The sequence below is a fragment of the Rhodococcus sp. D-46 genome, from assembly GCF_011290655.1.
Taxonomy (GTDB): domain Bacteria; phylum Actinomycetota; class Actinomycetes; order Mycobacteriales; family Mycobacteriaceae; genus Rhodococcus_F; species Rhodococcus_F qingshengii.
On the sequence record NZ_JAANTF010000002.1, the window covers coordinates 377,850 to 404,111 of the forward strand.

Below are 26,262 nucleotides of genomic sequence, written 5' to 3' on the forward strand. Positions count from 1 at the left end.
TCGCGCGCTTGCGCCCAACCTGGCTCCGATCGAGCGATGCGTCTCGAACATCTCAAATAGCAAACAGCATTCTCAGAAACTGTTTACCGGGCACAGGAATTGGCGGGACTCGTTCCAGAAGGGGAAGAGGTCGGTGGTGGTGGCCGTGGGGTGGTCGATCTCGGCGAGAGTGTAGAAATCGAGAATCGTCCGTCCGGCGGTTGCGCTGACCTCGCATGCCTGCAAGCTCAGTTTCGCCTCCGCCACGAAGCCGATACTGCGGGCGAAAGGTCCGAGGGTCCCGGCATTGACAAAACCCTCGAGGTTTTGTCCCCACTGGTTGTAGTCCGACTGCAAAGCAAAGCTGCATGTTTCACCGAACAACTCGGTGCAGGTTGTCGGCTTCCCACCGATCGTGTGAACCGTATCGGCGAGCTCGTGCGAAGTACCTTCGCGCGGTGATCCGGAAAGGAGAAGCAAGACGGCGACGGCCAAGGCAACCACCAGAAGGATGCTCGCGGCCGTTGCCAGTATCGCCTTCACAATCCCTCGATCCACGTAAGTTCATGAGGGGAACCGATTTTGGAACGCCGGACACTGGATTTGTACCCGTGACACTCGGGGTCCAAACATCGACCAGGCTGGGAGCCGTGCATCAGGCTGGGGGGTCGCGAGAGGATCTGTGGGAAAAGCCGGGGGAGGATCGACACTCCCTTCCACTACCAATGTATATCGCACCGGGGGCCTTGCGGCAAGGCCCGGGTAGTGCCGCAAAATGGCTCTTCCGATCCCGCACGACCCACTACGGGATCGGAACAGCCAGCGGAAGTGAGGGCACGTGCCAACCCAGGGATACGAAGAAGAACTGCGGTCCGAGCGGAACTATGTGGAGGGGCTCTACGCTCGCCTCGATGCGGAGCGCGCCCGAGTCAAGGGCAGGTACAACACCGCTCTGCGCGGAAACGGCGAAGCACTCATGGAACGCGACGCCGAGGTGCGCGCGCTCGCCAAAGAGGTGAAGAGGCTGGACGTAGCCGACAACGGCCTGTGCTTCGGCCGGTTGGACTCGCTGTCGGGTGAGACTTCGTACATCGGCCGAATCGGCCTTCTCGATGCGGACAACGACTACGAACCGGTGCTGCTCGATTGGCGGGCGCCGGCATCTCGCCCGTTCTACGTTGCCACCGCTGCAAACCCGGAGAACATGCGTCGACGCCGTCAGTTCCACACACGCAGTCGCCACGTGGTCGAATTCACCGACGAGGTACTCGGGCGCCCTGACGGCGCAGAACACGACACCCACAGCGATTCCGCCTTGCTCGCTGCGGTTAACGCACCGCGAGGTGAGGGCATGCGCGACATCGTGGCCACGATCCAGGCCGAGCAGGACGACATCGTCCGACTCGAACACCCCGGGGTGCTGGTGATCGAAGGTGGCCCCGGTACCGGGAAAACCGTCGTCGCCTTGCACCGCGTCGCCTACCTGCTCTACACGCAGCGAGAGCGAATGGAACGTCACGGCGTTCTCGTGGTCGGGCCGAACCCGGCGTTCCTGAACCACATCGGCCGCGTACTGCCCTCGCTGGGAGAGTCCGACGTGGTGTTCATGACCACCGGTGATCTCGTTCCCGGTCTACGCGTCACCTCCGAGGACACTCCGGAGGCCGCTGGGCTCAAAGGCTCGCTGAAGATCCTGGACGTTCTCGGCGCAGCGATTGCCGATCACCAAAGATTGCCCGAGAACCCACTGTTGATCGAATTGGCGGACGTCACAGTGCGAATCGACGCCGAAACTGCGGAATGGGCCCGAGAAGAAGCTCGTTCGAGCGGACTCCCCCACAACGACGCTCGCACTGTGTTCACCGAAATCGTCACCTGGGCACTGACCGAGCGGGCGATAGCGCGGATCGGCAAGGGATGGTTGACACGCAGTGACCGTGAAGCCTGGGAACAAGTGCGCGCAGATCTGACCGCAGAGTTGGCGGCGAATGACGCATTTGCCGCCGCACTCGACGCACTCTGGCCGATCCTGACACCGAAAGAGCTACTGACACAGCTGTTTACTTCGCCGGAACGCCTACGCAAGGCAGGCGCAGACGAGACACTGTTGCGCCGAGAGGGCGATGCCTGGACGGTGTCCGATGTTCCGCTTCTCGACGAATTGGTGGACATGCTCGGCCGGGACAAGCCCGTCGACCAGAGTGCCGAACGTGAACGCCGCGACGAGGCTGCGTATGCAGCGGGCGTGCTGGACATGATGATCAGTCGTGAAGACTTGATGGACGACGAGGATCATCTCCTCGCCCAAGACATGCTGTACGCCGAGGACCTGGCGGATCGTTTCGTCGAACGCGATACCCGGGAGCTCGCCGAACGCGCTGCTGCTGACCGAGACTGGACGTACAGGCATATCGTGGTCGACGAGGCACAAGAGCTGTCCGAGATGGACTGGCGAGTCCTGATGCGCCGCTGCCCGGACCGGTCTTTCACGGTGGTAGGTGATCTCGCGCAACGACGTTCACCCGCAGGTGCTCGCTCGTGGGCGACGATGATGGAGCCGTACGTCCCCGGCCGCTGGATCTACCGATCCCTGTCGGTGAACTATCGCACCCCCGCCGAGATCATGAGCGTCGCCGCCGCCTTGCTCGCCGAGTTCGCGCCAGACGTCCAGCCACCCGAGTCCGTCCGCGCCTGCGGGGTCCAACCGTGGTCCAGACAAATATCCGCCGACGAACTAGCCTCCGCCATCGACGAATTCAATCAGGACGAGGCCGGACGCGAGGGTACGAGCGTCGTCATCGGACCTGCGGGTGTGCCCGGCGCTGTGCCGGTTTCGGAAACGAAGGGCCTGGAGTTCGATGCCGTGCTCGTCGTGGAACCGGAGCGAATCATCGCCGACGGCCCACGCGGTGCGTCTGAACTCTATGTCGCCCTCACCCGCGCGACCCAACGTCTCGGCGTCCTACACGAGGGGCCATTGCCGCACGCATTGACCGGGCTCGTCCGGGTCGGGACGGCCAGATCACCGCAATCGTTCGCGGCGAGCGATCGTGCTGTGTAGGCCTTCGGCAGCAGCGCGCACGTAGGACACCTGGCTCTCGGGGACGAAGCGACTGGTGGGACCGGTGACACTGATGGCCGCGACGGGTTTGTCATTGGTTCCGAATACCGGCGCCGCAACGCATGCGAGACCCGGCGCTGATTCCTCGCGCTCGAACGCAATACCGGTCTCGACCACTCGGTTCAGTTGGGTGTTGAGAATGCCGGGCGCAACAATTGTGTGCGGGGTTCGGCGCGTCATCGGCTCCGACAGCACCTCGCGGCGAAATTCGTTGTCGGAGAATGCAAGGAGCGCCTTTCCGATTGCGGTGCAATACAGCGGTATCCGGCCGCCGGTCCGGGACGGGGAGTTGGCTTGTCGATGGCCGCCGATCTTCGCGACATAGACGACGTCGTGGCCGTCACGGACCCCCAGGTGGACTGTCTCGTGGGTCCGCTCGTACAGGTCCTGGAGGAACGGCATCGCCATCTCCAGAAGGCTCCGTTCGAGAGAGGCGAGCATGCCGAGTTCGAAGAGGCCGCCGCTGAGCCGGTAGCCACCGTCGATACGGTCGAGTAGCCGGTTCGCGACCAGTTCGTTGGCCAGGCGGTGCACCGTCGCCTTGTGCAGTCCAGTCCGTTGGACCAAGACGGCGAGAGGCAACACGTGGTCGTCGGCTCGGAAGGCGCGCAGGATCGTCACCGCCTTGCCGAGCACGGTGTCGAGGTTTGCGCTGCCAGTCACCTCTCCAGCGTATCGCTGAGTGAGACAGTTCCCTGGCGCAATCTCGGTGCCGCGGCGAAAGTAGTGGCCATGAGCCAGCCCACGAATACCAGTACAGCTAGCGAGACCGACATCGCAGCTGCTGCGGACCGCCTTGCAGCCGCCATCGCGAGCGGCACTCCCTGCGCGCCAGTACGCGATCTGATCGGCGCCGACGACCTCGTCGCCGCCTACGCCGTCCAGCGCCGCGTCGACGAAATCCGTCGGCAGGCGGGGGCCGTGGTCGTAGGCCGCAAGATCGGCCTGACCTCGGTGGCAGTCCAGCAGCAGCTCGGTGTCGACCAGCCCGACCTCGGCGTGCTGTACGCCGACATGGAGTTCCCCGCGGGCGGCGCCATCCCCATGAGCCGTTTGATCCAGCCCAAGGTCGAAGCGGAAGTTGCCTTCGTGCTCGGTGCCGACCTCGTGGACGGACCGCTGGACAGTGCGCAGGTGCGCGGTGCGATCGACTACGCCGTCGCCGCGATCGAGATCTGCGACAGCCGCATCGAGTCGTGGGACATCAAGTTCGGTGACACCGTCGCCGACAATGCGTCCTCGGGCGTGTACGTCCTGGGAACCGAACGACGCACCCTCGACGAGGTGGAACCCGCCGGCGTCGTCATGTCGATGTCCGTCGACGGCACCGAGGTGTCCACCGGCGTCGGAACCGCCTGCCTGGGCGATCCGATCGAAGCCGTCGTCTGGCTCGCCCGCACTGCACGTGAGTTGGGGCAGCCGCTGACCGCAGGGCAGGTGATCCTGTCCGGCGCTCTCGGCCCCATGGCACCGGTCACCGCAGGCAACGTAGTCACCGTGACCGTCTCCGGGCTCGGTTCCGTCACCACCAGTTTTTCCAGCGAAGAGGACAACGCATGAGCAAGGTCAAGGTCGCGATCATCGGATCGGGCAACATCGGCACCGATCTGATGATCAAGGTGCTGCGCAACTCCGACTACCTGGAGATGGGCGCGATGGTCGGTATCGACCCCGCGTCCGACGGCCTCGCTCGCGCCGCGCGTCTGAACGTGCCGATCACGGCAGAAGGCGTCGAAGGCCTTGTCGGTCTGCCGAACTTCGACGAGATCGAGATCGTCTTCGACGCCACCTCGGCAAAGGCTCACGTGGCCAACAACGCGCGGCTGGCTCCCCTCGGCAAGCGCATGATCGACCTGACGCCTGCCGCGATCGGACCGTACGTCGTACCGGCCGTCAACGCGGACGAGCACTTGGACGCACCCAACGTCAACATGGTGACGTGTGGCGGCCAGGCCACCATCCCGATGGTTGCCGCTGTTTCTCGGGTCGTCCCGGTGGCGTATGCGGAGATCGTCGCGTCCATCGCCTCCAAGTCGGCCGGCCCCGGAACGCGCGCCAACATCGACGAGTTCACCGAGACCACGTCCGAGGCGATCGTGGCAGTCGGCGGCGCTCGTCGTGGCAAGGCCATCATCATCCTCAACCCCGCTGAGCCGCCGCTCATCATGCGCGACACGGTCTTCTGCCTCGTCGACGCACCGGACCCGGCTGTTCACGACGAGATCCGTCAGTCGATCGAGAAGATGGTCGGCGACGTCTCCGCGTATGTCCCCGGCTATCGACTCAAGCAGGAAGTCCAGATCACCGAGATCCCGGCCGACCAGCCCGTCGAGACGTTGCTCGTCGACGGCAATCGCCCCACCCACCAGGTGTCGGTGTTCCTCGAGGTCGAGGGCGCGGCACACTACCTGCCTGCGTACGCCGGCAATCTCGACATCATGACGTCCGCCGGAATGCAGATCGCGGAGCGCATCGCCCAGCAGAAGGAAGCAACCAAGTGAGCAACCGCAAGATCTTCGTCCAGGACGTCACCCTTCGTGACGGCATGCACGCTGTCCGCCACCGCATTTCGCCCACCGACGTCAAGCGGATCGTCACAGCTCTCGACGCTGCCGGCGTCGACGCGATCGAAGTAGCACACGGTGACGGCCTCGCCGGCGGCTCGCTCAACTACGGCCCCGGCTCGAACACCGACTGGGAATGGATCGAAGCAGCGGCCGAGGTACTCGAGCACGCTCGTCTCACCACGCTGCTACTTCCGGGTGTCGGCACGATCAGTGAACTCAAGCATGCTTACGACCTCGGTGTGCGCTCGGTTCGCGTTGCCACGCACTGCACCGAGGCCGACGTCTCCGCGCAGCACATCGAAACCGCCCGCGAGATCGGCATGGACGTCTCGGGCTTCCTGATGATGAGCCACATGGCGCCTGCCGAGGAACTGGCCAAGCAGGCCAAGTTGATGGAATCGTATGGCGCGCACTGCGTCTACGTCACCGACTCGGGTGGACGTCTGGTGATGAACGACGTCGCGGATCGTGTTCGTGCATACCGCGACATCCTCGACGAGGGCACCGAAATCGGTATCCACGCCCATGAGAATCTCTCGCTCTCGGTTGCCAATTCCGTTGTTGCAGTGCAGAACGGCGTCACCCGCGTCGATGCTTCGCTTGCCGGTCACGGCGCCGGTGCCGGCAACTGCCCCCTCGAGGCCTTCATCGCCGTCGCCAACATCGAAGAGTGGGAGCACGGCTGCGACCTGTTCGCCCTGCAGGATGCCGCCGACGACATCGTCCGACCGCTGCAGGACCGGCCGGTCCGCGTCGATCGCGAAACCCTCACTCTCGGCTACGCCGGCGTGTACTCGAGCTTCCTGCGCCACGCCGAAGCTGCGTCGGAGCGCTACGGAATCGACGTTCGCACACTGCTGCTCGAAGCTGGACGCCGCCGTCTGGTGGGTGGCCAGGAGGACATGATCGTCGACATCGCGCTCACCCTCGCAGCGCAGGCGACAAAGGAAGCAGTCTGACGCGCTGCCGAGTTCGCTGACACCCGAGTCCCGCTCCCGTCTCCGGACGGGGGCGGGACTTCTCAGTTCCGCTGAGAACATTTCGCCTCGCTGTCATACGCGCGATCAGCCTGAACCCGCCGGCAGAGTACTCGAACAGTTGATCGGGCCCTTCCCACCGCGCCTCCGACTGCCGGAACTGAACCTTTTCCGCTGCAGTCGAATTCAGAGAGACTCGTCATCCGAGTAAGATCCGTCTACCGCGAGGAATTCGGTACGGATTCAGTTTCCGAGCACGGGGAGGTCCGCTCAACGTTCATCGCGCCCCACTGCTCGTTGGGACGCGGACGGTAGGCTTCGTCGGCATTCCGGTCCACATACCCAAGTGCGCGGTGTGTGGTGGACAAGTACTTCCAGGGTTGAGGATGGACGCTACCGGCAAGTGCTCCGCCTTCTGTGAGTTAGTTCAGACAGGGGCGTACCCGGCGATTCGGATGATCGCGTCGACTGTCGCGGTTCTCGTGCCACCGGGCCAGAAGGCTTTGAATTCCTCCGATTTGGTCAACATGCAGCGACGTTGGGTACATGCGGTGAATGCGGCGCGGCTCGCAGTGGGCCGTTATGTCACCAAATACGACGCCCGATTGCGGCACTCGACTTGCAGCTGCCGCAATCTGTCGACCAGACAGAGCTTGCTCAGGCGATCAACCGCCTAATCGATTACTCCGCGCCCAACGCCCAGGTCACGTTCCAACCTGCGCAGAGGAGAGCATTGCAGCGATCCACACGCCGGCCTCCGCTGACAGATCGGTAACCGATCCTTCTTCAGGTTCGTCCAGTGCATCGGACGCGAGCTGTCGGATTGCGTATACCGCGCCCACATATGCACTGAGGGGTGCGCGCGGGTTACCGGGAGAGCGCTCGCGCTCTGACTTCAATGCCTGCGCCATGCCCACCAGCGCCGCTCGGCGTTGTACACGTGCGCGTCGCCCAACAGTGTCCATCTCCACCTGGAATGCCCTCGCCACCACAGGATCTGCATTCAAAGCACTCAAGTAACCGTCGACCACCACTGCGATGGTTCGATGATCCCAGGCGAAGGATGCGGTCGGCAGGACATCACGAATGCGGTTGAGCAATACTTCGATGAACCGACCGTAGGCAGCGAACACGCACGCATCTTTGTCGGGGAAACATTCGTAGAAGGCCGCGGGTGAGACCTTCGCGCGCTTGGCTATCCGACGGACTGCCACGCCCTGATATCCGGACTCCGCCATCAACTCAGTTGTCGCGATCATGAGCCGCTCACGCTGAGCGGAAAGGACCTTGTCCCTACTCAACTCGTGCCTGCCTCGAGGCAGGTCCGCCGGAGCACTGAAGAAGACACCCTCCGTGATTCTCGAAGTCAAGACCACACCTTCCCCTGCCGCAGACACGAACCGATCCAGTGAGAGTAGCCAATGAAGGATGAGGGAAAACGATGAGGGATGACCGGATGCCAGGCACACCATGCGTACTGACGTGCTCGTTCACGTCAGCGCAACGATTGGTGAAACAGCCAGTTCAGATCTTTGAGGGGAAGGTTCCTAGGTTGACGACATCACCCTGATCGAGTTGATGATGTCAGGCTTAGTGCCGGAATTTTGTCACGCGCATCTGTGAACTCATGCTGAGTGTGGCGATGGAGTCCGGCCACACAGTTACGTCGATCACGCTGGGTTACCTAGCCGCCAGGAGTTCGGAACACATTATGGCGCAACAAATTCAGGATAGAATTGACGCATCCTGAGTGCTGCCTACGTTTGTGTTGCACCGCCACGTGCGTGACGTATGCGCCATTAGCTGGTGGCCTCGGATATTCTCGACGATCCCGAAGGGGGCATTCTGCGTTGGGTCCGATGCAGCACCCTTGATCGAGGTTTACTCCTCGTGAAGTCGAACGAACTTTGATATCGGATTCCCACCTCGCCGCCTGTTCGGCGTCGACTCCACTGCCATCCGATAGTGACACAGGCCACCCCGACACTGTATAAAAGAATCGCACGTAACTTTTATAGCTCGAAAGCCGGAGACCCCATGATCCTTGACCGTGCGATACCGACTCTCGCGACCGCCGCCACACTCGCCGACACGTGCCTCGCCACGTCAGGCGCAGTGCTGTCGTCCAGTTCGTCGGGTTCGTTCGCCCGTGTCGTGGCCTACCCCGAGTCCGCGTCTACGTACAGGACACGGGGTCATCGTGACAGCTCGAGCTCGCAGGACTCCCAGCGCTGGAGATGCAGGGGACCAGCCTTGACCGTCACGCGGACTCAGTAGCGATCGTCAACCCGAGATAGTAAGGACCCCAAGATGAACGACGAAACACATAGCAAAGCACTCAGTCGCCGCCGCATGATGCAGATGGCTGGGGCGGCAGCCGCCGGTATCGGACTACCATTGGCCACGCATAATTCGGCTGCGGCCGATCTGATTCCCAAAGCATCAACTCCAGGCACCTCGCCCGGCGACGTGTTCTCTGAGAACGCCCTGATGAGTGACGTAGAGACGATGACGTCCTTTGGCTGGCGTCGTCCGGGATCTCCCGCAGTTCGCGACGCGGCGCGATGGGTGCGCGAGTCATTCGAGCAATCCGGGCTCCAGACCCACACCGAGGAATGGGATTTCGATGTGTACTACCCGAGCGTGTGGCACGCGAAGGTAACCAATGCGGCGTCCCCTGCCCCGGCGTTGCCGTGGGAAACGAACTCGTACCCGATCTGGTACACCAGTGCAGGACAGGTCGAGGCCGAGGTTGTCCACGTCGGTGCCGGAACTGCGCGCGACTTCGACCGTGTCGACGTCAGAGGCAAGATCGCAATGGTCGAATCCGTATATCTGATCAATGTGATGAACACCGATGGAATGCTCGATGCATACGAGTCAGCCGTCGCCCACGGCGCCGTCGGCTACATCAGAACTGCCGATGCTCCGAACAATCTGACGCGGCTGACGCACGGAAAAGGTATCGACAAGAACACCTTTCGACAGAGAAAGGAAGCGTCGATCCCAGGGCTTGTCCTGGGATCGGATGACTTCAACGCAATCCGTACCGCTCTCGGTGGCGGACCGGTGACCATGTCGCTCGAGATTCGGACCGAGAATCCCCCCTTCGGTGGAACCCGCTCCGTTACCGGGGGATCGTTGGGCCCTGGAACTCACGAGCTGCGCGCAGTCATGGAAGACGTCGTGGGTGTACTTCCCGGGGTCAGTGACGAAATTGTTCTCATTGGCGCGCATTACGACAGCACCTACGGCGGCGCAATGGATAACGGCACCGGTGTTGCGGGCATGTTGGCGCTGATGCGTCATTACGCAGCGAAAGCCAGGAGCGAGCGTCCGAGAACATTGGTGTTTCTCGCGGCAGGAGGTCACGACTGCGGGGACTTCGACCTCACGCACTTTATGCAAACCCATCTAGAGGACATGCTGCCGCGCGTGATCACGTTCGCATGGCTTGACCACCTCGCCGCCGCGGGCACCATTCGTGTGACCCAGTCCTCGGTCGATATCCCCACCGGGCTGGACGAGATCAGGGGCGTACTCGGCTCTTTCAATCCTGTGTTGCTGAACCTCGTACTTCAGGAGTGCGTTCAGAATGGAGTCGTCCCGCCCATTCCGCTCCCGATCAAGTCATCTCTGGCGCGAGTCCCCGATTTCGTCCCGAGCTTTGACATAACGACAGCGCATTCGCGGTATCACACGATCGAAGACACGATCGACCGGATCCCTCCGGCCTCACTTCGGCAAATGACCCTCGTCCTGAGAGACGTTGTAGACGCGCTGCACACTGTCGATAGTGATCTGATCCGAAACGCTCAACCCGTCGGCGGTGACGGCAACTCGACACCTGTTCGAGGCGCAGTGCGTGGATGTTGCTGAGACGAATCAAGAACCTCGACGGGCTATGACACTGAGCCGACACCGCGCCGTGGATGCAGATCAATCACCCTGTTCGGCAATCTCATCGGCTCAGCTGGACGAAGCCCGTCGCGGCCAGAGCGATTGCGGGCGAGGGTCTCCGGCAATGTCGCGCCCCGTGCCCTGACCGAACTGGAGATCCTCGAAATCATCGGTCGGTTCGTTACCGCGTCGGCGGTGGCCGAAACCGCCGAGTTCGACGGAGTAAAGATCCATGCCGCGCCCGGCTACCTCGTCGTCACCCAGTTCCTGTCGCAGCCGGCCTCGCTGATCGAAGCAACCGTCCCATCTGCCGAGGAATGCCACGTGGTCGTCGTCACACTCTACCGCTGCGGCGAGTAGTCGGTCGGTGCTTCGTTTCCAGGATTGGCGTCCATAGCCTTGAGTCCCAGCGGCAACGTCGACGCGTGCGACCAGAGAGGCTGGTCACTCTCGATGTGAAACCAATTACCCTCCGCTTCAGACAGATTCAACTTCGGCGAGACCTATCGTCTTCACCGGGAACTCTATTCCTTGTTACAGCGTCACCGGCCGGTCGAACCGTCGATCAGTTCGCGGAGGATGTCAGCGTGGCCGGCATGGCGTCCGGTCTCTTCGATCATGTGCACGAGCGCCCAGCGGACACTGGGAGCGGGTCGTTTCGCCCCCGGTCGCGGGATGGGCGCGGCAAGATCTGTGCATCCGTCGAGAACTGCGTTGGCACGCTCGACCGTCTCGCGATAGCGACTGACGACACCGTCCACGCTGTCTTCCGATGACGGCTGAAACGTCGCTTTCCAATCCGTCACGCTTTCTGCGAGAAACATCGATCGTTCGACAAAGATCAAGTGATTGACCAGCCCGAGCAAGGTTGTCCCCGACGGAACAATTGTGGTGCGCACCTGAGGTTCCGGAGCACCCTCGACCTTGGCAGCGATCGAATCACGCAAGTAGTCGAGAAACGCGCGTAGCGTATCGACCTCGCTGTTTCCGGCCCGGGGCGGTGGGGCATCACGGCGGCTGCGACGCGACGCTGCCATGGTGGTTCTCCTTCCTCGGTGAAGAACGACATAGAGGCTTCGTTCCTGGGTGGGCAGAAGCGATCCTTCCGAATTCACGCCGATCCCGCATCAAATTTTGCCGTTGCGGCAAAGGCAGGCTTCATCGCCGGTATCACCGCGCCGAATGCAGGTCGTGCACAAGTTGGGGCCTCCGCAACTTGCCGACCTCGAAAGGCCACCGCCGCAGCGGGTAGGCGAGACGAGCCACGAAGTAGTTGGCGTACTCGGCGACGCCGAAAGCCCACACCGCCACCACGCCCACAGCTCCGCCGGAGTGATCTGGTAGCCAGATGACAACGCCGAGAAGAGCTATCGCCAACAAGAGAACATCGAGGACCCGAAACACGCGGTAGAGCGCTGCGAGGCGGGCCGGCATCGGTGCCTGCTCGACCCAGCCTCGGGCAAGCAGCCAGTAGACACCTGCTTGTACGAGTATCACAAGCAGTGGGGCCAGCGCCGACCACAACGCAGCGGAGTCTTTCGGACCTTCGAGCCGAGGCATCACGACGCCGACAGCCACAGCGGCAAATACGGCCGCGGCCGCCAGTTCGCCAAGACCGAGGCTCAGGTACCTGCGTCGCAAACTCATTCGCCGTTGATCCACCACGCAAGAAACCCTATCCGCCGATCACTCCGCAGCGGGTGCGCAGCAGCTGCAGGGCTTTGCCTAAGATCGATCGAAAGGCAGTCACGTGTAAAGAGGTTGTGGTGTGTGATGGTGCGATTGGCCATGGTTACGTTCGATGCAACGGATGCCCGATCACTTGCCACCTGGTGGTCGGAGCGATTCGGCGAGGCGAGTACCGATGGTGACGAAGATTTCCTGACGGTGACGGCCCCGGATCTCCCACTCACTCTCGGTTTCCAACGGATCGATCAGGCTCGCAGCCAAAGGAATACGGTTCACCTCGACTTCGACCTCGAACCGCAGGATCCTCCGCGGGACGAGGTCGTCGCGACGTTTGTCGCGGCAGGAGCAGCCCACATCGAGCGCCATGAGTCGGGCGGATCAATTTGGGACGTGTTGGCGGATCCGGCGGGAAACCTTTTCTGCGTAGGTGATCCGCATTTGGGTCTGTCCGACAACCAGTCCGAGATCGAGTCCACTGCTCATTCGGCAAAGCTTGAAAGTGCGTCACCCGCACAGCCGTACATGCATTCGTTCGCATACAGTCGGGTGTGTCCCAGCGGCAACCCAGACTGGAATGTCCGCTGTGTCAAATCTGCCGATAGGGGGCTGGACGGGTGGGATCGTCTGATTTGCTGGGTCTGACGGCCTCGCTGTCGTCGTCGACGCTTGTCCTCGCGTTCGTTGCCGGGATTCTTCCGCGAGTCGTCGGTGATGAACCGAATCCCGTTGTCGGCATACGCACGAAGGCGACGATCTCGAGCCCCGAGGCGTGGCAATTGGCCCATCGGATTGCGTGGCCCCTTCTACGCCGGACGGTGTGGACAGCCGTAGTGGGACTGTGCATGCAGGTCGCCATCGGTGTCGTGACAGGTTTCGGATCTGTGGTGTCGGCTGTCGCCTCAACAGTCGTGTTTCTAGCGGTGCTCCTTGTCCTGCTCTGTGCAGCGTTGAAGGGCAACGCCGCGGCAAAATCGTTGCGGCGCTGACCACCCGGGCCCGCATTTGTCAGAGGTGCCCTAGTTCTCCGATTTCAGTTCCCGATACGCGGTCGTTCGCGCCGGCGTGGTCCACGGTCCCGCATCTCGAGGATCGCGGCTGCCGTGGACGCGACCGTCTTGTCGTTGTCGCGTGTCAGCCGGGCGAGCGCTTCCCGGGCCGCCGCGCCGGGAATCTCAGCGAGTGCCTGCGTGATTCGCAACCTCGTCGGGGCGTCGTCAGTGCCGTCGAGTCTTGCCTGCACGGCATCGACGACCTCACCGCTTGTCGGTGAGTGCTCCGCGAGAAGACCGAGCACCTCTCCGGCCTCGACGTCGCGTCGCCCGTCGGCGACCATCTCGAGGAGAGCGGGCATCGAGACGGCCTCTCCGCGAGATCCGAGGGTGAGAGCGGCATCAGCGCGGACTATCGCGTCCGAATCATCGAGAGCTCGCTTCAGCGCCCGAGTTGCTTCCTCGGTGTGGATCCCGGAGATGGCCGACGTCGCGCGGCGTCGAACCTCGACGTCCTCCGATTCGAGGCCCTTCGTGAGACCTGCAAGGCCCGCACCTTCGGTCCTCGCCAACGCCCACTGCAACGCTCCGGCCACGTTGGCATCCTTCTCCGACAGGATGGCCTCGACGAGTGCGTCGACGGGCAACGCCGCATTCAGCTCCTGCGACAGGATCGCTTGCTGACGATGGGCAGCGAACTCGGATTCGAGTGCACGCAACAGTGAGACCATGCGCAGGACGTCGTCCCACTCCGAAGGGGCGCTGGCATCGACCCTTTCGAGTTTGGTCAGCAATTCCTCCTCCGCCGCGATCCGTTGCCGAGTGTGTTGCATGAGTTCACCCACCAAATCGGCCGGCGCGAAGTCGGGTTCGTCCAGTGCACGCTTGGCCTCGTTCAACGAGAGCCCCAACGTCCTCAAGCTCTCGACGTGGAAGAGTCGACGGATGTCGTCGGCGGAGTACTCCCGGTAACCGCCGGACGTGCGGCCCGTCGGCTTCACCAGTCCCAAGGTGTCGTAGTGACGCAGCATCCGTGTGCTGACACCACAACGCCGCGAGACCTCGCCGATCAACATCCGTCTCCCCTTCCTACGCGTCCGGGCCGATTGCCGCGACGCGCTTCGCCAACTCGTGAGAGAGTGCGAACCCACCGTCGGGGTCGTGCCAGAGTTGCTTTGTAGCATCAGCATGCGCCCGGACACGCGGATTCGGGCTCATACCGGCCGCGTCGAGCACCGGGAGTACAGCCTCGCCGAGTCCGGTCAAAGCACGGCTCAGACTGAGCTGCATCTGCAGTTCACCCCGCCCGAGTTCGGTCGCCAGATCCGCTGCGAGTGCACCCTCGACTCCTGCCGGCACGAGTGCCACTGCGGCGCGCCACGCACTGCGCGCGACCTCGTCGTCCTGGTCGTGCACCAGCGCAGAGACCTCGGGCCACGCCATCGGATCGCCGATCTTGGACAAGGTGTGGAGCGCCTGACTGCGGGCTTGCGAACCATCGGCCCCGAGCTCACGGATCAGCCTCGGCACCGTAATTTCGGCCGGCAAGCGGCACAATGCCCAGGTCAGCATGTCGCGGACGAAGAAGTCCGGCTCGACGGCGCACCGATCGATCAGGGCATCCGTCAGCTCAGGGTCCGGGCGCGTGCCGACAGCGAGCGCGGCACGCAGCCGAACCGAGGGATCAGCCGCGGCCAATGCGTCGACGAGGTGAGCATTCTGCCCACCATGGTTGGTTGTGTTCACGACAACCACCTCCTTCGTCGACCATTGGAGTCCTTGTCACTGTGTCAAGGTCAAGCGTCGCTGTCTCCGACACGGGAAATATCGCCTCGGATCACACGCCGGTTGTCGATCCTGGCCGAAAGATCATCAGCACGACGACAACGACCCAGAGCAGATTGAAGATCCCCGTCGCTGTGCCCAGTCGACGGGTGAGGCGCGTTGCGACATCCACAACGGACCCGGTTCCTTCGATCGCCGCCATTGTCAGCCGTTGGGCGGGAAGCACGACCGCGGTGAGTATCACGGCGGCAACGACGGTGAATGCGATCGAGGTGAGGATCCACAGGTCACCGAGCACTCCGAGATTGACGGCGGTGGCGACACCGAGCATCGGAACGACAACGCCGATCGTGGCATACACCCGAACGATGCGATGCAGCATGCCCGTCGTCGCAACACTGGCGCTGTCCGGATCGGCGAGCGCGGCGCGACTCGCCACCGGGAACATACTCGCCGCCACAGCGACGGGGCCGATGGCAAGAATGGCCGCAATCACGTGGAGGGACAGCAGGATTCCGGTCATGGGATTTCTCGCGTTTCGGTACGCACAAGCGTATTCACGCAGCGTCCGGGGCGAAGGTGATTACAGGCTCGGCGCCATTGGCCGACCACACCGTTCCACGACGCTCGTAGTCGAAGAGCGCTTCGACCTCGAGACTTATCCGGGGCCCGAGGCATCGTTCCAACAGGTACAGGCCAAGGTCGAGACCGGATGTCACACCGCCGGCGGTGATCAGGTCACCGTCGTCGACGATTCGCGCCTGGATCGGAATGACGCCGCCGGCCGCCAGTGCGTCCACGGCAAGATGGTGTGTCACGGCGCGGCGCCCTTCGAGAAGCCCCGCCATCGCCAGCGCCAAAGATCCTCCACAGACGGTCGCAACAAGAACACCAGGATCGTCGAGTGCACGCCGCATCATGACAGGCAGTTCGGTTTCCGTTGTGGCCGCGAGTCTTTCCGGCAAACTGGTGCCCGGCTGGTCCGCATCGGGTTCGAAGAGACCCGATGCTCCGGGAACGATAATCAGATCCGCGTGTTCGACATCGAGGGTTGCAGTGGCGGTCATAGCGAGTTCACCACTTCCGCTCAGGACGGTCCCAGGCCCCTCCGCACTGACGAGTTCGACACTCAACGCCCCACCGCTGGCGAGACCCCCGGCGTAGAGCACCTCGTACGGACCCACGACATCCATGGGATCGAATCCGTCGAACAACACGATCTGCGCGTGCACTGCAACCTCCGATTTTGTGCGACGCGCTCCTGTGCGCGTCGCTGTTCCTACGACAGTAGGAGGAAGTTGACCTCAGCGGCGACGGCTGAAAGCCAACCTTCGACGGCTTTCAGCCAACCTCACATATTCTACGAAATACCAGTTGAGAGGATATTTCACGACACGAGATCACAGAATCTCGCGCCACATACGCTACGTTTCAGACATGCATGACGTTGCAGTTCTCGCGTTGCCCGGAGTGGTGCCGATGGACCTGGCAGCACCCCTCGAAGTCTTCGGACGATGCAGGCTTCCCTCAGGCGCACCGGCCTACCGGACCGCCGTGTGCGCGCTCACCGAGGAGGTGGAGACCGGAACGTTCACGATGCGCGTACCGCACGGACTGTCACGTCTCGCCCAGGCCAGCACGATCATCATCCCGGGCACCGCCGATCTCGATGTGCCGATCGACCCCGAGATCATCGAAGCCCTCAGAACTGCCGCGGATCGCGGCACGCGCATCGCCTCACTGTGCGTCGGCGCATTCACCCTCGCCGATACAGGCCTGCTCGACGGACTTCGCGCGACGACGCACTGGGCGGCTGCGTCGGAGTTGGCCCGCCGGCACCCGGCTATCGACGTCGACGCCGCCGTTCTCTACGTAGACAACGGGCACGTCCTGACTTCCGCCGGCGCCGCGGCCGCACTCGACCTGTGCCTGTACATGGTCCGTCAGGACTACGGGTCCGCGGTCGCCGCCGACACGGCGCGGCTGAGTGTGATGCCGCTCGAACGTGCCGGAGGGCAAGCACAATTCATCGTCCACGAGCCTCCCGTACCCAGCGGGACAACCCTTCGACCACTACTGAACTGGATGGAAGAGAACCTCGGGGAGCAACTCGACATCACGACAATCGCGGCCAAGGCAACGATGAGCACTCGCACGCTCAACCGCCGATTCCAGGAACAAATCGGTACGACGCCGTTGCAGTGGCTCCATCACGCGCGGCTCCGCCAAGCGCAATTTCTGCTCGAGACTACCGACCACTCGATCGAACGTGTTGCGGGACAAGTCGGATTCAATGCCGTCACCACGTTCCGCGAACGCTTCCGAGACCTGGTCGGCACCAGCCCACAGCGGTACCGGACACAGTTTCGAACTTCCCGCTAGCGGGCCGGTCAGCCCTTGACGTTGCCGGCAGCGGTGTTCAGAACTGTGGCGACGTCGTCGAGGATGTACGGGATGGTCAGGACCGTCAGTCCGCCGAACGCGAAGTTCTTGTCGACGCTGAAGTCCTTGGTGGATGCCGTACGCCCATCGACGATCACCGGCTGAGCTGCCACCAGTGGCTCGGCGAGGAACGCGTTCAGAGAGTCCTTGTCGTAGGCCACCACGAACAGCACGTCAGACGCAATCAGCGGCGCCTGCTCGGTGCTCAGCTCGAAGTACACGGCCTCGGGATCCTTGGCGGGATCGGCCTGCTGGATCGTCGGCTCGTTCTTCAGACCCAGCTGCTCGAGGAACTCGACACGCACGTCGGCGTTCTTACTCACCGCGAAGGTGCTCGGACTGTTCGGGAGTCCGATGGTGACGGTCTTACCTTGCAACGCAGGGTTCTTCGCAGCCGTCGCGCTGATCGCGGCGTTGGTCTTGTCGATGAGCGTGCCGGCCTCGGCCTGTTTACCCAGCGCCTGACCAGCGATGGTCACCTGGTCCTGCCACGACGCGGTCCACGGCTCGTCCTGGAAGGAAACCACCGGCGCGATCTTCGACAGTGCGTCGAATTCCTGCTGAGTGAGCCCGGAGTACGGGGCGAAGATGAGATCTGGTTCAGCCTTGGCGAACTGCTCGACAGGTGCTTCGCCCGTTCCGTCACCCGACAACAAGATCGGCTGCTCGCCACCGAGCTTGTCGAGTGCCTCGGCGTCCCACTTCAGAATGCCCTGCGCGTCGGCCCCGTACTGAGGTCCGGAGAAAGTGGGCATCGCGACCGGGACGACACCGAGCGCCAGGAGGGCGTCCTGATTGGACCATCCCCAGGTTGCGACCCGCCTGGGCTCCTCCTTGATCTCGGCCGTGCCGAGGGCCGACGTGATCGTCACCGGGAACGCGGCGTCGACTGCGGATGAAGTCCGGGTGCTGTCTTTGTCGTCGGTGCTGTCTTTGTCGCTGTTGCTGCTGCAGGCCGCCATTCCGGCCGCCAGCCCGCACGCCGCCACGACGGCTACCATCCGGCGGACACGGCTGCCACCACTTCGTCGCTCTGACAGCCCTCGTCCCAAAATTCTCGCCACGCCAGGACCTCCCGGTCGATCGACCTGCTCAGACACCCCGAGCGGGTGACGGCGCCTAACGTAGCACGAAGGTAACCCTATCCTCAGTTGTCGTGCGCTCTACTTTGCCCTCTGTCGTCGCACCATCTCCGCGATCCAGATGGGCGCAAACGGCGAGGTGCAGTTCGGTGGAGTCGGGTAATCCTCGAGCACCCGCAGTCGCTCACCGATCTCGATTGCCCGGGCGCGGTACTCGGCATGTTCGATCCCGATCTGAGCCAGGCAGTGATTCATCGCCCATTGCAGGCGGTCAGGAGCATCCTTCATCTCCGCCTCGATGACGTCGAGTAGCCCTGAAAGGTCAAGTCCCTCGGGCTTCTTCGCGACGCGTTCGGTGGTCAGAGCCCACCCGGCGCTAGCGACCACAGGATCAGGGTCAGCGGTCCAGGCCACCCGCAACTCCTCGGCATGCGGGTTCTTCTTCACCACGTAATTGACGAGCCAGTCCTGCACCTTCGGAGTGCGGGCCTCTCGCAACATGACATCCAACTCGTCACGCTCGAACGCCTTCGGGCGGCAGATCAAAAGGGCCAACAATCGCGCCGCGGTATCGCCCGTCGCCCAAAGCTGTTGTGCGAGTTCCTGCTGAGTCTTCAATCGCTTCGCAACAGCGCGCAGTTTTGTGAGGTTCACACCGTGATCGTCACCGTGCTTCTCGTTCACCGCACGCGCCTTCGGATCTTCGAGAGCAGCCAACTCGTCCATCACCGCGGCAACCGTCGTTTCGGTCACTTCGTCCTCCAGTCACTACTTCTGCGATTCCCCTACAAGCAAAGCACGGGAAGGCGGGCGACCTACGTTTGAAACCTCGGCCAATGGGTACATGACTGCTCCTGAGGTGGCGGCACGTCACCATGAAGACAGGATGAACCTTGCACATGCGACGCGCCGCGAGGGCCGAGAACGTGGACGAAACCGCACGCCGCGACGAAGGCGGCGGTACGAACACTCTGACCCGGGCGATAACCGGCCCACTCCTTTTCGTGTTCATCCTCGGAGATGTTCTGGGCGCCGGTATCTACGCGTTGGTGGGCGTCATCGCCGGTGAAGTTGGTGGAGCCGTCTGGGTACCACTGCTCGTAGCGCTCGTCATGGCATTGCTGACAGCAACGTCGTATGCCGAACTGGTCACCAAATATCCGCGAGCGGGCGGCGCAGCCGTCTTCGCCCAACGGGCGTATCGGAAACCACTGATCTCGTTCCTTGTCGGCTTCTCGATGCTGGCGGCCGGCGTAACCAGTGCGGCGGGACTCGCCCTCGCATTCTCGGGCGACTATCTCAAAGCCTTCATCGACGTCCCAACCGTTCCAGCGGCGCTCGTCTTCCTGCTCCTGGTGGGACTTCTCAATGCCAGAGGCATCAAGGAGTCGATGCGCGCCAACGTCGTCATGACAGTCGTGGAGGTCACCGGGCTCGTCCTCGTTGTCGTCCTCGCTTGCATAGTTCTCGGGCGCGGCGACGGAACCCTGAGCCGCGTCGTGGAGTTCGACGACAGCCGATCGCCTGCACTCGCGGTGCTGGCTGCGGCACTCCTCGCGTACTACTCTTTTGTCGGCTTCGAAACGTCCGCGAACGTCGCCGAAGAAGTGAAGAACGTGAGCAAGGTCTACCCACGCGCACTGTTCGGAGCATTACTGACAGCCGGCGCCGCCTATGTCCTTGTCGGCCTGGCTGTCTCGGTGGTCCTGCCCGCCGACGAACTTGCCGCATCCTCCGGGCCACTGCTGGAAGTTGTGTCAGCTGCCGACGTCGGCGTTCCGCCTCGCCTGTTCAGCCTGATCGCGTTGGTCGCCGTCGCCAACGGCGCACTGCTGACAATGATCATGGCGAGCAGGCTGACATACGGGATGGCATCGGAAGGCTTGCTCCCGAGCGTCTTCGCTCGGGTACTGCCGCAGCGACGGACCCCCTGGGTGGCGATTATCGCGACCACAGCAGTTGCCATGGCTCTCTGCGTCACCGGATCGCTGTCAGCCCTGGCGGAGACGGTGGTACTCCTGCTGCTTTTCGTATTCATCAGCACCAACATCGCCGTCCTGGTTCTGCGCCGTGACGCAGTGCAACACAAACACTTCCGAACGCCGATCATCTTCCCGATCCTCGCTCTCGGTACGTGCGTTGCGTTGCTCACCCAGCAGAGCGCTGCGACGTGGTTACGTGCATCATTACTCTTGGCCGTCGGAGTAGTGCTGTACGCCCTCTCCCACCGCCGATCCACGAAGTGAGGTGCGATGTACAGGAGCCGGTGTGATGACCGACAGTTCTGACGCGTCAGATGTAATTCAGCGTCGAGAGCGAAAGATCAACAGGCGAACCCTGACGTACGGCGTGTCAGTCGTTCTGGCTACCGCGGTTTTGGTTATCGCGATCGTGTGGTTGGGCTCCCGGCGGGGCGAATGCTTCGGTACCGACACCTTGCTGTGCTCACAGAAGGATCGCCGACTGGCGGTCTTCGTCCCGAGCCTGATGTTGCTGCTCGGGACCGTGGGCGCGTTCTTGCGAGCCTCCCTGCGATTGCACCGCCTGCGGCGCCTCTACATCCGGCCGTACATGGCGTGGGCCTTGGCGGGCCTCACCCTGACGTATCTGACCGGAGCTTACTTCTTGATCGGGGTCTAGATTCTCTGAATACGTCTGTTCAGCAACCAGATTGAGTCGACAGCCGCAAATCAGAATCGCGGATCGTCGATCGCAGTGAGGACTACTTCCCGCACTGACGTCGAAGACGACAAACTCGAGATCGAGCGCACCGTATCCACAACGTCATGTACCGGGACCAGAGATCCCTCTCCCCTGGCGGCAGCGACGTCTCGGGGCACGTCGAGTCCGTCTTCTGTATTGAGATATCCGAGATGAAGGACAGTCACGGCGAGTCTGTCCTTCCGGTAGCCCTCTCTCAACGCGTCGGCAATGCCGTTGATCGCGAACTTCGATGCACCGAACGCAACCTCCGGCCTACCGCTTCGCGGGAGTCCCGAGGTGGACCCGGTCAAGATGATCCGAGGTCGAGGACGGCCGATCATTCTCGGGATCAGGCGCTTGAGCAGGAGAATTGTGGCCGTGATGTTGGCGTTGATCATTTCGAGCATTTCCATGTCCGATTGTTCTGCGAATGCATAGTCAGTGGTGAAGGCGTCCCCTTCCCAAATCCCGACGTTGCAAATCAGGGTGTCTACACCTCCGACAAGCTCCTGATCGATCGAGTTCGCCGCCGTAACAGGGTCGGTCAGGTCTACTTCGATCCACTCGGAGACGTCGAACCCGTCAGGGCGCCGCCGAGAGATGCCGAGAACTTCGTGGCCGTCGCTCCTCAGTCCCTCGATCAAAGCACGACCGAGACCTCGGCTCGCACCGACAACAACCGCCCTCGCCACAATTACACCCTTCGTCGCTCGCTCATTCCATCCTAACGATCCGGTGGTCGCCGATAGTCAGGTCGTCACGTTCGAGTGATCGCGAAAAGTGTCGAAGAGTGTACGTGGCTCCCTCCCGAGCACCTCGTGCACACCGTTGGAAATGTAATCGTCACGACCTTTGGATATCGCAACGAACAGGTTTGTCAGCGACTGCACGAAAGATTCAGGAATTCCCATACGGGTTGCGTCGGATTTCCATTCGAGAACGGAGATCGATTCGAATCTCCCTGCATCCGTGCCAGTTACATCAGCGAGGACCCGGAGGGCTTCCTCGAACGAGTAGGACTTCGGACCCGTCAGCGGCAAAGGACCGCTCGGCGAAGGGTCGTCCATCGAAAGGATGGAGGAGGCCACTTCTGCGATGTCTCGGTAATCGATGAACGGCTCCGAACCGGTTCCCGCCGGGAGCCTCAATGTGCCGGTGGCCTGAAGTTGTCCCGCGAACATACCCGTCGTGAAATTCTGCGCGAACCAACTCGGTTGAAGGAAAGTGCTCTTCACCGCCGACTGGGCAAACGCGAATTCGGCCCCGACAGCTATGCCGTCACCGCTGACGGATGGGTTTCGAGCGGTCAGAACAACTGCGTGCTCCACGCCGCAATTCTCCAAAAGGTTCACGAAGGCACCAAAATCCACCACTCTTTCGGGCAGCACCACGTACGCGCGCGAGACGCCTTCGACTGCTTGCCGCCACGTGTCCTGCCTGAACCAGTCGAAGGGCGTGGACCCAGACGAACGGGAGGCTCGCCGTACCGCGTGTCCTTCGCTCTCCAGTGAATCCGCCACTATCCGACCAGTTTGGCCAGTACTTCCGAGTACCAAAATCTCTCTACTTTTTGCCATGGTTGAACGCTAGTTTCGTCGTCGGTCAGCGCACCATGCTCGCGGGTTCAGGATCCATGTGATTGCGTTTCGCCCCTCCAACTCTCCATTTGCCTAGTATCAGGAGATGCTCAGTCCCGTAGACAGCGCACTCTCGGCATTTCGTATCGTGAGCTTCGATATCGCGAACACCGGCATCGCCAACACCGGCATCGAGGACTTCGATGCGTCTGCAGAGTCGTCGACATTCGAGGTGGGATTCTCCCGAAAGTTCCTTATTTTCAGCAATACTGAACTATCACTCGAGATAACATCTACCGCTTCACGCGGAGAAGTTACAGCGCTCCACGCTGGTGAGGTCGGCATCCTGTGCCTGCCCGCTGACCGTGACTTTCGCCTGTCCGAACCACATCGCGATTCGGATCGAACGAAAAGGTCCAGTCGCCCACCCGTCCTCGTATTCTCCTTCGAGTCGGCAGGAAATCTGTATTCGATTCTGGAGCATCATCTTCCGAATCTTTTGACGTCGAGAACCTCAGAGGTGAGCTCGGTATCCCATGTCCTGCAGTCGCTTGCCCGGGAACACGACAACTGGGCCGATGGGAAAGGATTCCCATCCACGGCGGTCAGACTCCTCGAATCGATTGTCTGCCTGATGCTCGCGGAGTGGTCTGCCGGTTGGAATGTGGGGAACCTGTCGCACGATCCCCGTCAATCGATCAGTGCCGTATTGCGCGAGGTCTACTCGAATCCCGGGAAGAAATGGACCCTGCCGGCGATGAGCGCCATTGCCGGCATGTCGCGATCCATGTTCGTCTCTGAATTCAAAAGTTCCGTCGGTGAACCCCCGATGCAACATCTACGCCGGTGGAGGCTGGCCTTGGTCGCGGATTCGCTGATCGTCGATCCATCGCTCACATTGGATCGTTTGGCAAAGAAGACCGGGTATTCGGATGCGTTCAATCTCAGTACCGCGTTCAAGACGCATTACGGGGTGTCACCTTCTCAGTACCCCTCTCGAGCTCGAACCGAATAATCCCTACCTGCACATCACCCGTTTCGAGTGAGTCGCGATGCGCCGGGAGCAGCCAGGCTGTGGGGAGCGTCAACGCGCCCGAATGGTCTCACGATGCCGCCGAACTGACGCCGAAGTTATTCGCTCGAGAGCGACGTCGTCCTCGCGAATTGCGCTTCCGACTTGAAGGCCGTCTACGCCTGAGGCTCAGCGTAGCCCGCCGAGTCGGGCGACTATCATGGACGCGTGCAGGAGGTGAGCGACGAGACTCGAAACTACGGCGGTCGACCGGTATCGGCTCGGCGTGCCGAAAGGCGGCTGCAGTTCATTTGGGCTGCGCTGGAAGTCTTCTCGGACAAGGGCTACGCCTCGAGTTCGGTCGCGGACATCTGTACCACTGCGAGCCTTGCACGACGACAGTTCTACGACGAGTTCGACAGCCGCGAAGATCTGTTGATCGCACTGTACGACCAGATCCAAAGCGATGCGCGGGACGCGATGCTGACTGCGATCGCTGACGAAAAGCCCGACACACTAGCCGATCTCGCAGAGACGGCGATGACAGCGTTCGTCGAGTCGATCGGCAGCGATCCTCGGCGAGCTCAGATCTCGTACGTAGACATCGTCGGGGTCAGCCTGCGAGTGGAAGCACATCGAGTAGAGCGGCGCACAGAATGGGCCGTGTTCTTCAAAACGACAGTTCAAAATGCCGTGGGTGAGGATTTCGTTCCCCCCGGAGGATACGAAATGGCGTCGACAGCATTCATCGGCGCACTCATAGCTCTCGTGCATCAGTGGAGCACTACGCCCACCCGCCCGCCCGTCGACGGTCTTGTCAAAGTCATGTCCACGATTCTGAGCGCTCTGATCGGCACCGACACCTCGTCCAGCTGATTCGACCGCGGCGCGCCACACGCTGCAGCGTCTTCCTCGGAACCCTTCTGCCTTCCGGCCCTTCTCCCGCAGTCCGGAATCTTCCTCAGCGGCGGCGCGCGGTGCAGGGCCCCATACAGACTCCAACTGTGGCGAATACCGATGCGAGACGACCATTGCGAGTCCCGTCACATGTGCGCTACCTTGAGGGAAAGTTAGACAACAATGTCTTACACGGAAGATCTGAGAAGAAATGCACAAAGCTGCGCTGCTCCGTCTCACGACAGTGGGCTTCCTCGCTGTCGGAGCATTTTCCATGAATCTCGCTCTTGCACAAGCGGAATCGAAAGATTTCTATCAACCACCCACGACATTGCCGGCAGGGGAGGGCACGATGATCAAGTCCGAGCCTACCCCTCTGCTCGGTCAGATACCCGGCATCCCTGGCACTTGGCCGGGCAATGGCGAGAAGATCATGTACACCTCCACTCTCGTGGACGGAACTCCCGTGGCCACCACGGGCGCAGCCATCACGCCGGCGTTTCCCTGGCGCGGGCCCGGTGAACGACCTACCGTGGTCGTCGCTCCGGGTACGTTCGGCCAGGGCGATCAATGCGCCGGTTCGAAGAACCTTGCGTGGGCCTTCAATATTCAGATCAGCCCTCAGTTGAGCTTGCCCGTCAACTACAACGTCGCCGACGCCGGCTTGCTGCTCACCGCAGGGTTTCGAGTAGTCATGCCCGACTACATCGGACTTGGCACTCCCGGGATTCACACCTACGTCAACAGGGTCGAGCAGGGCAACGCCGTCGTCGATGCCGCGCGCGCCTCGAATCAACTGTGGAATCTGCCTGACTCCACGCCGATCGCGTTCTGGGGCTACTCCCAGGGCGGCGGGGCGAGCGCATCCGCTGCAGAAATCGTCGGCGAGCGGGCACCAGAGCTGAACATGCTCGGTACCTACGCGGGGGCAGCCGATCCCGATCTGCGCGAAGTTCTCCGCAAGGCAGACGGGTCACTACTCACCGGAGCGATCGGGTACACCCTCAACAGCCTGATGGCGAGATACCCCGAGCTAGGTCCGATCTTCGACAAGCGGCTCAACGAGGAGGGAAAACAATGGCTTACGACCAGTGCGACGCAATGCGTGCCGGATACCGGGCTGACATCGTTGGGTACTCGTAGTACCGATTACACCGTCGACGGAAAATCCTTCTCTCAGATCCTCTCCGAAGAGCCGGAACTCGCGGCAGTAGTCGACGATCAACAGATCGGACGCACGACCCCCTCTGCCCCGGTATACCTGCACACGTCCACCAACGACGACATCGTTCCCGCTGATTCCGTTGCAGCACTGAGAGACAGATGGTGCGCATTGGGAGCGGAAGTCGAATACACACAAGACGACATCACGCCGCCATTACTACCGGGGTCAACTCTCAGCCATGATTTCGGAACGGCGACCGGAATGCCGCTAGCGGCAAAGTTCCTGTGGGACCGAATCAACAAGGCACCGGTCAACTCAGCGTGCAGTGCCTGACGGGCTGACCGAGAACGCCGATGGCCTGGCTACTGCCGAAAACA

The 26,262-nt window shown here is 62.0% G+C and carries 27 protein-coding genes; 13 read left to right on the forward strand and 14 right to left on the reverse strand.

Going from position 1 to position 26,262, the window contains the following annotated elements; all coding sequences use genetic code 11:
- Positions 1-72 precede the first annotated feature (72 nt).
- On the reverse strand, positions 73-537 hold the full coding sequence (locus tag G9U53_RS06420) for a hypothetical protein (protein WP_225320190.1): 465 nt from the start codon (positions 535-537) through the stop codon (positions 73-75).
- Between the two features lie 280 nt (positions 538-817).
- On the opposite strand from G9U53_RS06420, the gene helR reads away from it, so the two are divergent.
- Positions 818-3,040, forward strand: coding sequence for an RNA polymerase recycling motor ATPase HelR (gene helR, locus G9U53_RS06425; RefSeq protein ID WP_347570805.1), 2,223 nt, complete (start codon positions 818-820; stop codon positions 3,038-3,040).
- On the opposite strand, the gene G9U53_RS06430 is transcribed toward helR, so the two are convergent.
- Complete coding sequence (locus G9U53_RS06430) at positions 3,002-3,763, reverse strand: IclR family transcriptional regulator (RefSeq protein WP_054781114.1); 762 nt, start codon at positions 3,761-3,763, stop codon at positions 3,002-3,004. The two genes, helR and G9U53_RS06430, sit on opposite strands and share 39 nt — an antisense overlap.
- Positions 3,764-3,832: 69 nt before the next feature.
- Here G9U53_RS06430 and G9U53_RS06435 point away from each other — a divergent pair, with 69 nt between their 5' ends.
- The 3 genes from G9U53_RS06435 to dmpG are packed head-to-tail and all read left to right on the forward strand — an operon-like array spanning position 3,833 to position 6,626.
- Positions 3,833-4,660: a fumarylacetoacetate hydrolase family protein gene (locus G9U53_RS06435; protein WP_007735684.1), complete on the forward strand. Its 828-nt coding sequence runs from the start codon at positions 3,833-3,835 to the stop codon at positions 4,658-4,660.
- Complete coding sequence (locus tag G9U53_RS06440; protein WP_003943168.1) at positions 4,657-5,601, forward strand: acetaldehyde dehydrogenase (acetylating); 945 nt, start codon at positions 4,657-4,659, stop codon at positions 5,599-5,601. The genes G9U53_RS06435 and G9U53_RS06440 overlap by 4 nt, the downstream gene beginning before the upstream one ends.
- Positions 5,598-6,626 (forward strand): 4-hydroxy-2-oxovalerate aldolase, encoded by a 1,029-nt coding sequence (gene dmpG, locus G9U53_RS06445; RefSeq protein WP_020909650.1) that lies wholly within the window; start codon positions 5,598-5,600, stop codon positions 6,624-6,626. Before G9U53_RS06440 ends, dmpG begins: the two co-directional genes overlap by 4 nt.
- Positions 6,627-7,348: 722 nt before the next feature.
- On the opposite strand, the gene G9U53_RS06450 is transcribed toward dmpG, so the two are convergent.
- Positions 7,349-8,014, reverse strand: a complete 666-nt coding sequence (locus G9U53_RS06450; protein ID WP_083058717.1) for a TetR/AcrR family transcriptional regulator — start codon at positions 8,012-8,014, stop codon at positions 7,349-7,351.
- A 940-nt stretch (positions 8,015-8,954) separates the two neighbouring features.
- Here G9U53_RS06450 and G9U53_RS06455 point away from each other — a divergent pair.
- Complete coding sequence (locus G9U53_RS06455; RefSeq protein ID WP_064689083.1) at positions 8,955-10,523, forward strand: M28 family peptidase; 1,569 nt, start codon at positions 8,955-8,957, stop codon at positions 10,521-10,523.
- A 123-nt stretch (positions 10,524-10,646) separates the two neighbouring features.
- Positions 10,647-10,904, forward strand: coding sequence for a hypothetical protein (locus G9U53_RS06460; protein WP_058038444.1), 258 nt, complete (start codon positions 10,647-10,649; stop codon positions 10,902-10,904).
- A 182-nt stretch (positions 10,905-11,086) separates the two neighbouring features.
- Here the strand turns inward: G9U53_RS06460 and G9U53_RS06465 are convergent, their stop codons facing one another.
- The 3 genes from G9U53_RS06465 to G9U53_RS33450 form a co-directional block, all read right to left on the reverse strand.
- On the reverse strand, positions 11,087-11,581 hold the full coding sequence (locus G9U53_RS06465) for a DinB family protein (RefSeq protein ID WP_083058714.1): 495 nt from the start codon (positions 11,579-11,581) through the stop codon (positions 11,087-11,089).
- A gap of 133 nt (positions 11,582-11,714) precedes the next feature.
- Positions 11,715-12,191, reverse strand: a complete 477-nt coding sequence (locus G9U53_RS06470; protein WP_083058658.1) for a hypothetical protein — start codon at positions 12,189-12,191, stop codon at positions 11,715-11,717.
- A gap of 171 nt (positions 12,192-12,362) precedes the next feature.
- Complete coding sequence (locus G9U53_RS33450) at positions 12,363-12,509, reverse strand: hypothetical protein (protein WP_242692435.1); 147 nt, start codon at positions 12,507-12,509, stop codon at positions 12,363-12,365.
- 338 nt (positions 12,510-12,847) lie between these two features.
- Here G9U53_RS33450 and G9U53_RS06480 point away from each other — a divergent pair, with 338 nt between their 5' ends.
- On the forward strand, positions 12,848-13,219 hold the full coding sequence (locus tag G9U53_RS06480) for an SdpI family protein (RefSeq protein WP_083058656.1): 372 nt from the start codon (positions 12,848-12,850) through the stop codon (positions 13,217-13,219).
- Positions 13,220-13,263: 44 nt separating this feature from the next.
- Here G9U53_RS06480 and G9U53_RS06485 read toward each other — a convergent pair whose 3' ends face one another.
- The 4 genes from G9U53_RS06485 to G9U53_RS06500 all read right to left on the reverse strand — a co-directional run bounded on the left by G9U53_RS06485 (position 13,264) and on the right by G9U53_RS06500 (position 16,239).
- The gene (locus G9U53_RS06485; protein ID WP_064689079.1) at positions 13,264-14,298 is read right to left on the reverse strand and encodes a HEAT repeat domain-containing protein; all 1,035 of its coding nucleotides are present in this window, start codon (positions 14,296-14,298) and stop codon (positions 13,264-13,266) included.
- A gap of 13 nt (positions 14,299-14,311) precedes the next feature.
- The gene (locus G9U53_RS06490; protein ID WP_172403496.1) at positions 14,312-14,977 is read right to left on the reverse strand and encodes a HEAT repeat domain-containing protein; all 666 of its coding nucleotides are present in this window, start codon (positions 14,975-14,977) and stop codon (positions 14,312-14,314) included.
- An 82-nt stretch (positions 14,978-15,059) separates the two neighbouring features.
- Positions 15,060-15,530: a DUF2269 family protein gene (locus G9U53_RS06495; protein WP_064113544.1), complete on the reverse strand. Its 471-nt coding sequence runs from the start codon at positions 15,528-15,530 to the stop codon at positions 15,060-15,062.
- Between the two features lie 34 nt (positions 15,531-15,564).
- A complete protein-coding gene (locus G9U53_RS06500; protein ID WP_058038449.1) occupies positions 15,565-16,239 on the reverse strand; it encodes a DJ-1/PfpI family protein in 675 nt (224 codons plus the stop codon).
- 205 nt (positions 16,240-16,444) lie between these two features.
- Between G9U53_RS06500 and G9U53_RS06505 the strand changes: the two genes are divergently transcribed.
- A complete protein-coding gene (locus tag G9U53_RS06505; protein WP_003942841.1) occupies positions 16,445-17,389 on the forward strand; it encodes a helix-turn-helix domain-containing protein in 945 nt (314 codons plus the stop codon).
- Positions 17,390-17,397: 8 nt separating this feature from the next.
- On the opposite strand, the gene G9U53_RS06510 is transcribed toward G9U53_RS06505, so the two are convergent.
- Positions 17,398-18,513 (reverse strand): ABC transporter substrate-binding protein, encoded by a 1,116-nt coding sequence (locus tag G9U53_RS06510; protein ID WP_347570806.1) that lies wholly within the window; start codon positions 18,511-18,513, stop codon positions 17,398-17,400.
- A gap of 99 nt (positions 18,514-18,612) precedes the next feature.
- Positions 18,613-19,284: a DNA alkylation repair protein gene (locus tag G9U53_RS06515; RefSeq protein WP_347570807.1), complete on the reverse strand. Its 672-nt coding sequence runs from the start codon at positions 19,282-19,284 to the stop codon at positions 18,613-18,615.
- A 146-nt stretch (positions 19,285-19,430) separates the two neighbouring features.
- On the opposite strand from G9U53_RS06515, the gene G9U53_RS06520 reads away from it, so the two are divergent.
- Together G9U53_RS06520 and G9U53_RS06525 are read left to right on the forward strand one after the other, a co-directional pair.
- Complete coding sequence (locus tag G9U53_RS06520) at positions 19,431-20,777, forward strand: APC family permease (protein WP_007735660.1); 1,347 nt, start codon at positions 19,431-19,433, stop codon at positions 20,775-20,777.
- A gap of 25 nt (positions 20,778-20,802) precedes the next feature.
- A complete protein-coding gene (locus G9U53_RS06525) occupies positions 20,803-21,171 on the forward strand; it encodes a hypothetical protein (protein ID WP_007735659.1) in 369 nt (122 codons plus the stop codon).
- Between the two features lie 50 nt (positions 21,172-21,221).
- Here G9U53_RS06525 and G9U53_RS06530 read toward each other — a convergent pair whose 3' ends face one another.
- Positions 21,222-21,926, reverse strand: a complete 705-nt coding sequence (locus G9U53_RS06530; RefSeq protein ID WP_003943023.1) for an SDR family oxidoreductase — start codon at positions 21,924-21,926, stop codon at positions 21,222-21,224.
- Positions 21,927-21,983: 57 nt separating this feature from the next.
- The gene (locus G9U53_RS06535) at positions 21,984-22,562 is read right to left on the reverse strand and encodes a dTDP-4-dehydrorhamnose reductase (RefSeq protein WP_232508953.1); all 579 of its coding nucleotides are present in this window, start codon (positions 22,560-22,562) and stop codon (positions 21,984-21,986) included.
- 355 nt (positions 22,563-22,917) lie between these two features.
- Here G9U53_RS06535 and G9U53_RS06540 point away from each other — a divergent pair, with 355 nt between their 5' ends.
- From G9U53_RS06540 to G9U53_RS06550, 3 genes are all read left to right on the forward strand, one after another.
- Complete coding sequence (locus tag G9U53_RS06540) at positions 22,918-23,826, forward strand: helix-turn-helix transcriptional regulator (RefSeq protein ID WP_165638482.1); 909 nt, start codon at positions 22,918-22,920, stop codon at positions 23,824-23,826.
- Between the two features lie 225 nt (positions 23,827-24,051).
- On the forward strand, positions 24,052-24,699 hold the full coding sequence (locus G9U53_RS06545) for a TetR/AcrR family transcriptional regulator (protein WP_165638483.1): 648 nt from the start codon (positions 24,052-24,054) through the stop codon (positions 24,697-24,699).
- Positions 24,700-24,931: 232 nt separating this feature from the next.
- Positions 24,932-26,218 carry a lipase family protein gene (locus G9U53_RS06550; protein ID WP_165638484.1) on the forward strand — a complete coding sequence of 429 codons (1,287 nt, stop codon included), beginning with the start codon at positions 24,932-24,934 and terminating at the stop codon, positions 26,216-26,218.
- The last annotated feature ends 44 nt before the right edge of the window (positions 26,219-26,262 follow it).

Coding starts and splice junctions, on each gene's coding strand:
- G9U53_RS06520 (WP_007735660.1), top strand. CDS start 19,431: ATGCGACGCGCCGCGAGGGCCGAGAACGTGGACGAAACCGCACGCCGC.
- G9U53_RS06440 (WP_003943168.1), top strand. CDS start 4,657: ATGAGCAAGGTCAAGGTCGCGATCATCGGATCGGGCAACATCGGCACC.
- G9U53_RS06525 (WP_007735659.1), top strand. CDS start 20,803: ATGACCGACAGTTCTGACGCGTCAGATGTAATTCAGCGTCGAGAGCGA.
- G9U53_RS06540 (WP_165638482.1), top strand. CDS start 22,918: ATGCTCAGTCCCGTAGACAGCGCACTCTCGGCATTTCGTATCGTGAGC.
- G9U53_RS06435 (WP_007735684.1), top strand. CDS start 3,833: ATGAGCCAGCCCACGAATACCAGTACAGCTAGCGAGACCGACATCGCA.
- G9U53_RS06505 (WP_003942841.1), top strand. CDS start 16,445: ATGCATGACGTTGCAGTTCTCGCGTTGCCCGGAGTGGTGCCGATGGAC.
- G9U53_RS06485 (WP_064689079.1), bottom strand. CDS start 14,298: ATGTTGATCGGCGAGGTCTCGCGGCGTTGTGGTGTCAGCACACGGATG.
- G9U53_RS06495 (WP_064113544.1), bottom strand. CDS start 15,530: ATGACCGGAATCCTGCTGTCCCTCCACGTGATTGCGGCCATTCTTGCC.
- G9U53_RS06550 (WP_165638484.1), top strand. CDS start 24,932: ATGCACAAAGCTGCGCTGCTCCGTCTCACGACAGTGGGCTTCCTCGCT.
- G9U53_RS06465 (WP_083058714.1), bottom strand. CDS start 11,581: ATGGCAGCGTCGCGTCGCAGCCGCCGTGATGCCCCACCGCCCCGGGCC.
- G9U53_RS06470 (WP_083058658.1), bottom strand. CDS start 12,191: ATGAGTTTGCGACGCAGGTACCTGAGCCTCGGTCTTGGCGAACTGGCG.
- G9U53_RS06455 (WP_064689083.1), top strand. CDS start 8,955: ATGAACGACGAAACACATAGCAAAGCACTCAGTCGCCGCCGCATGATG.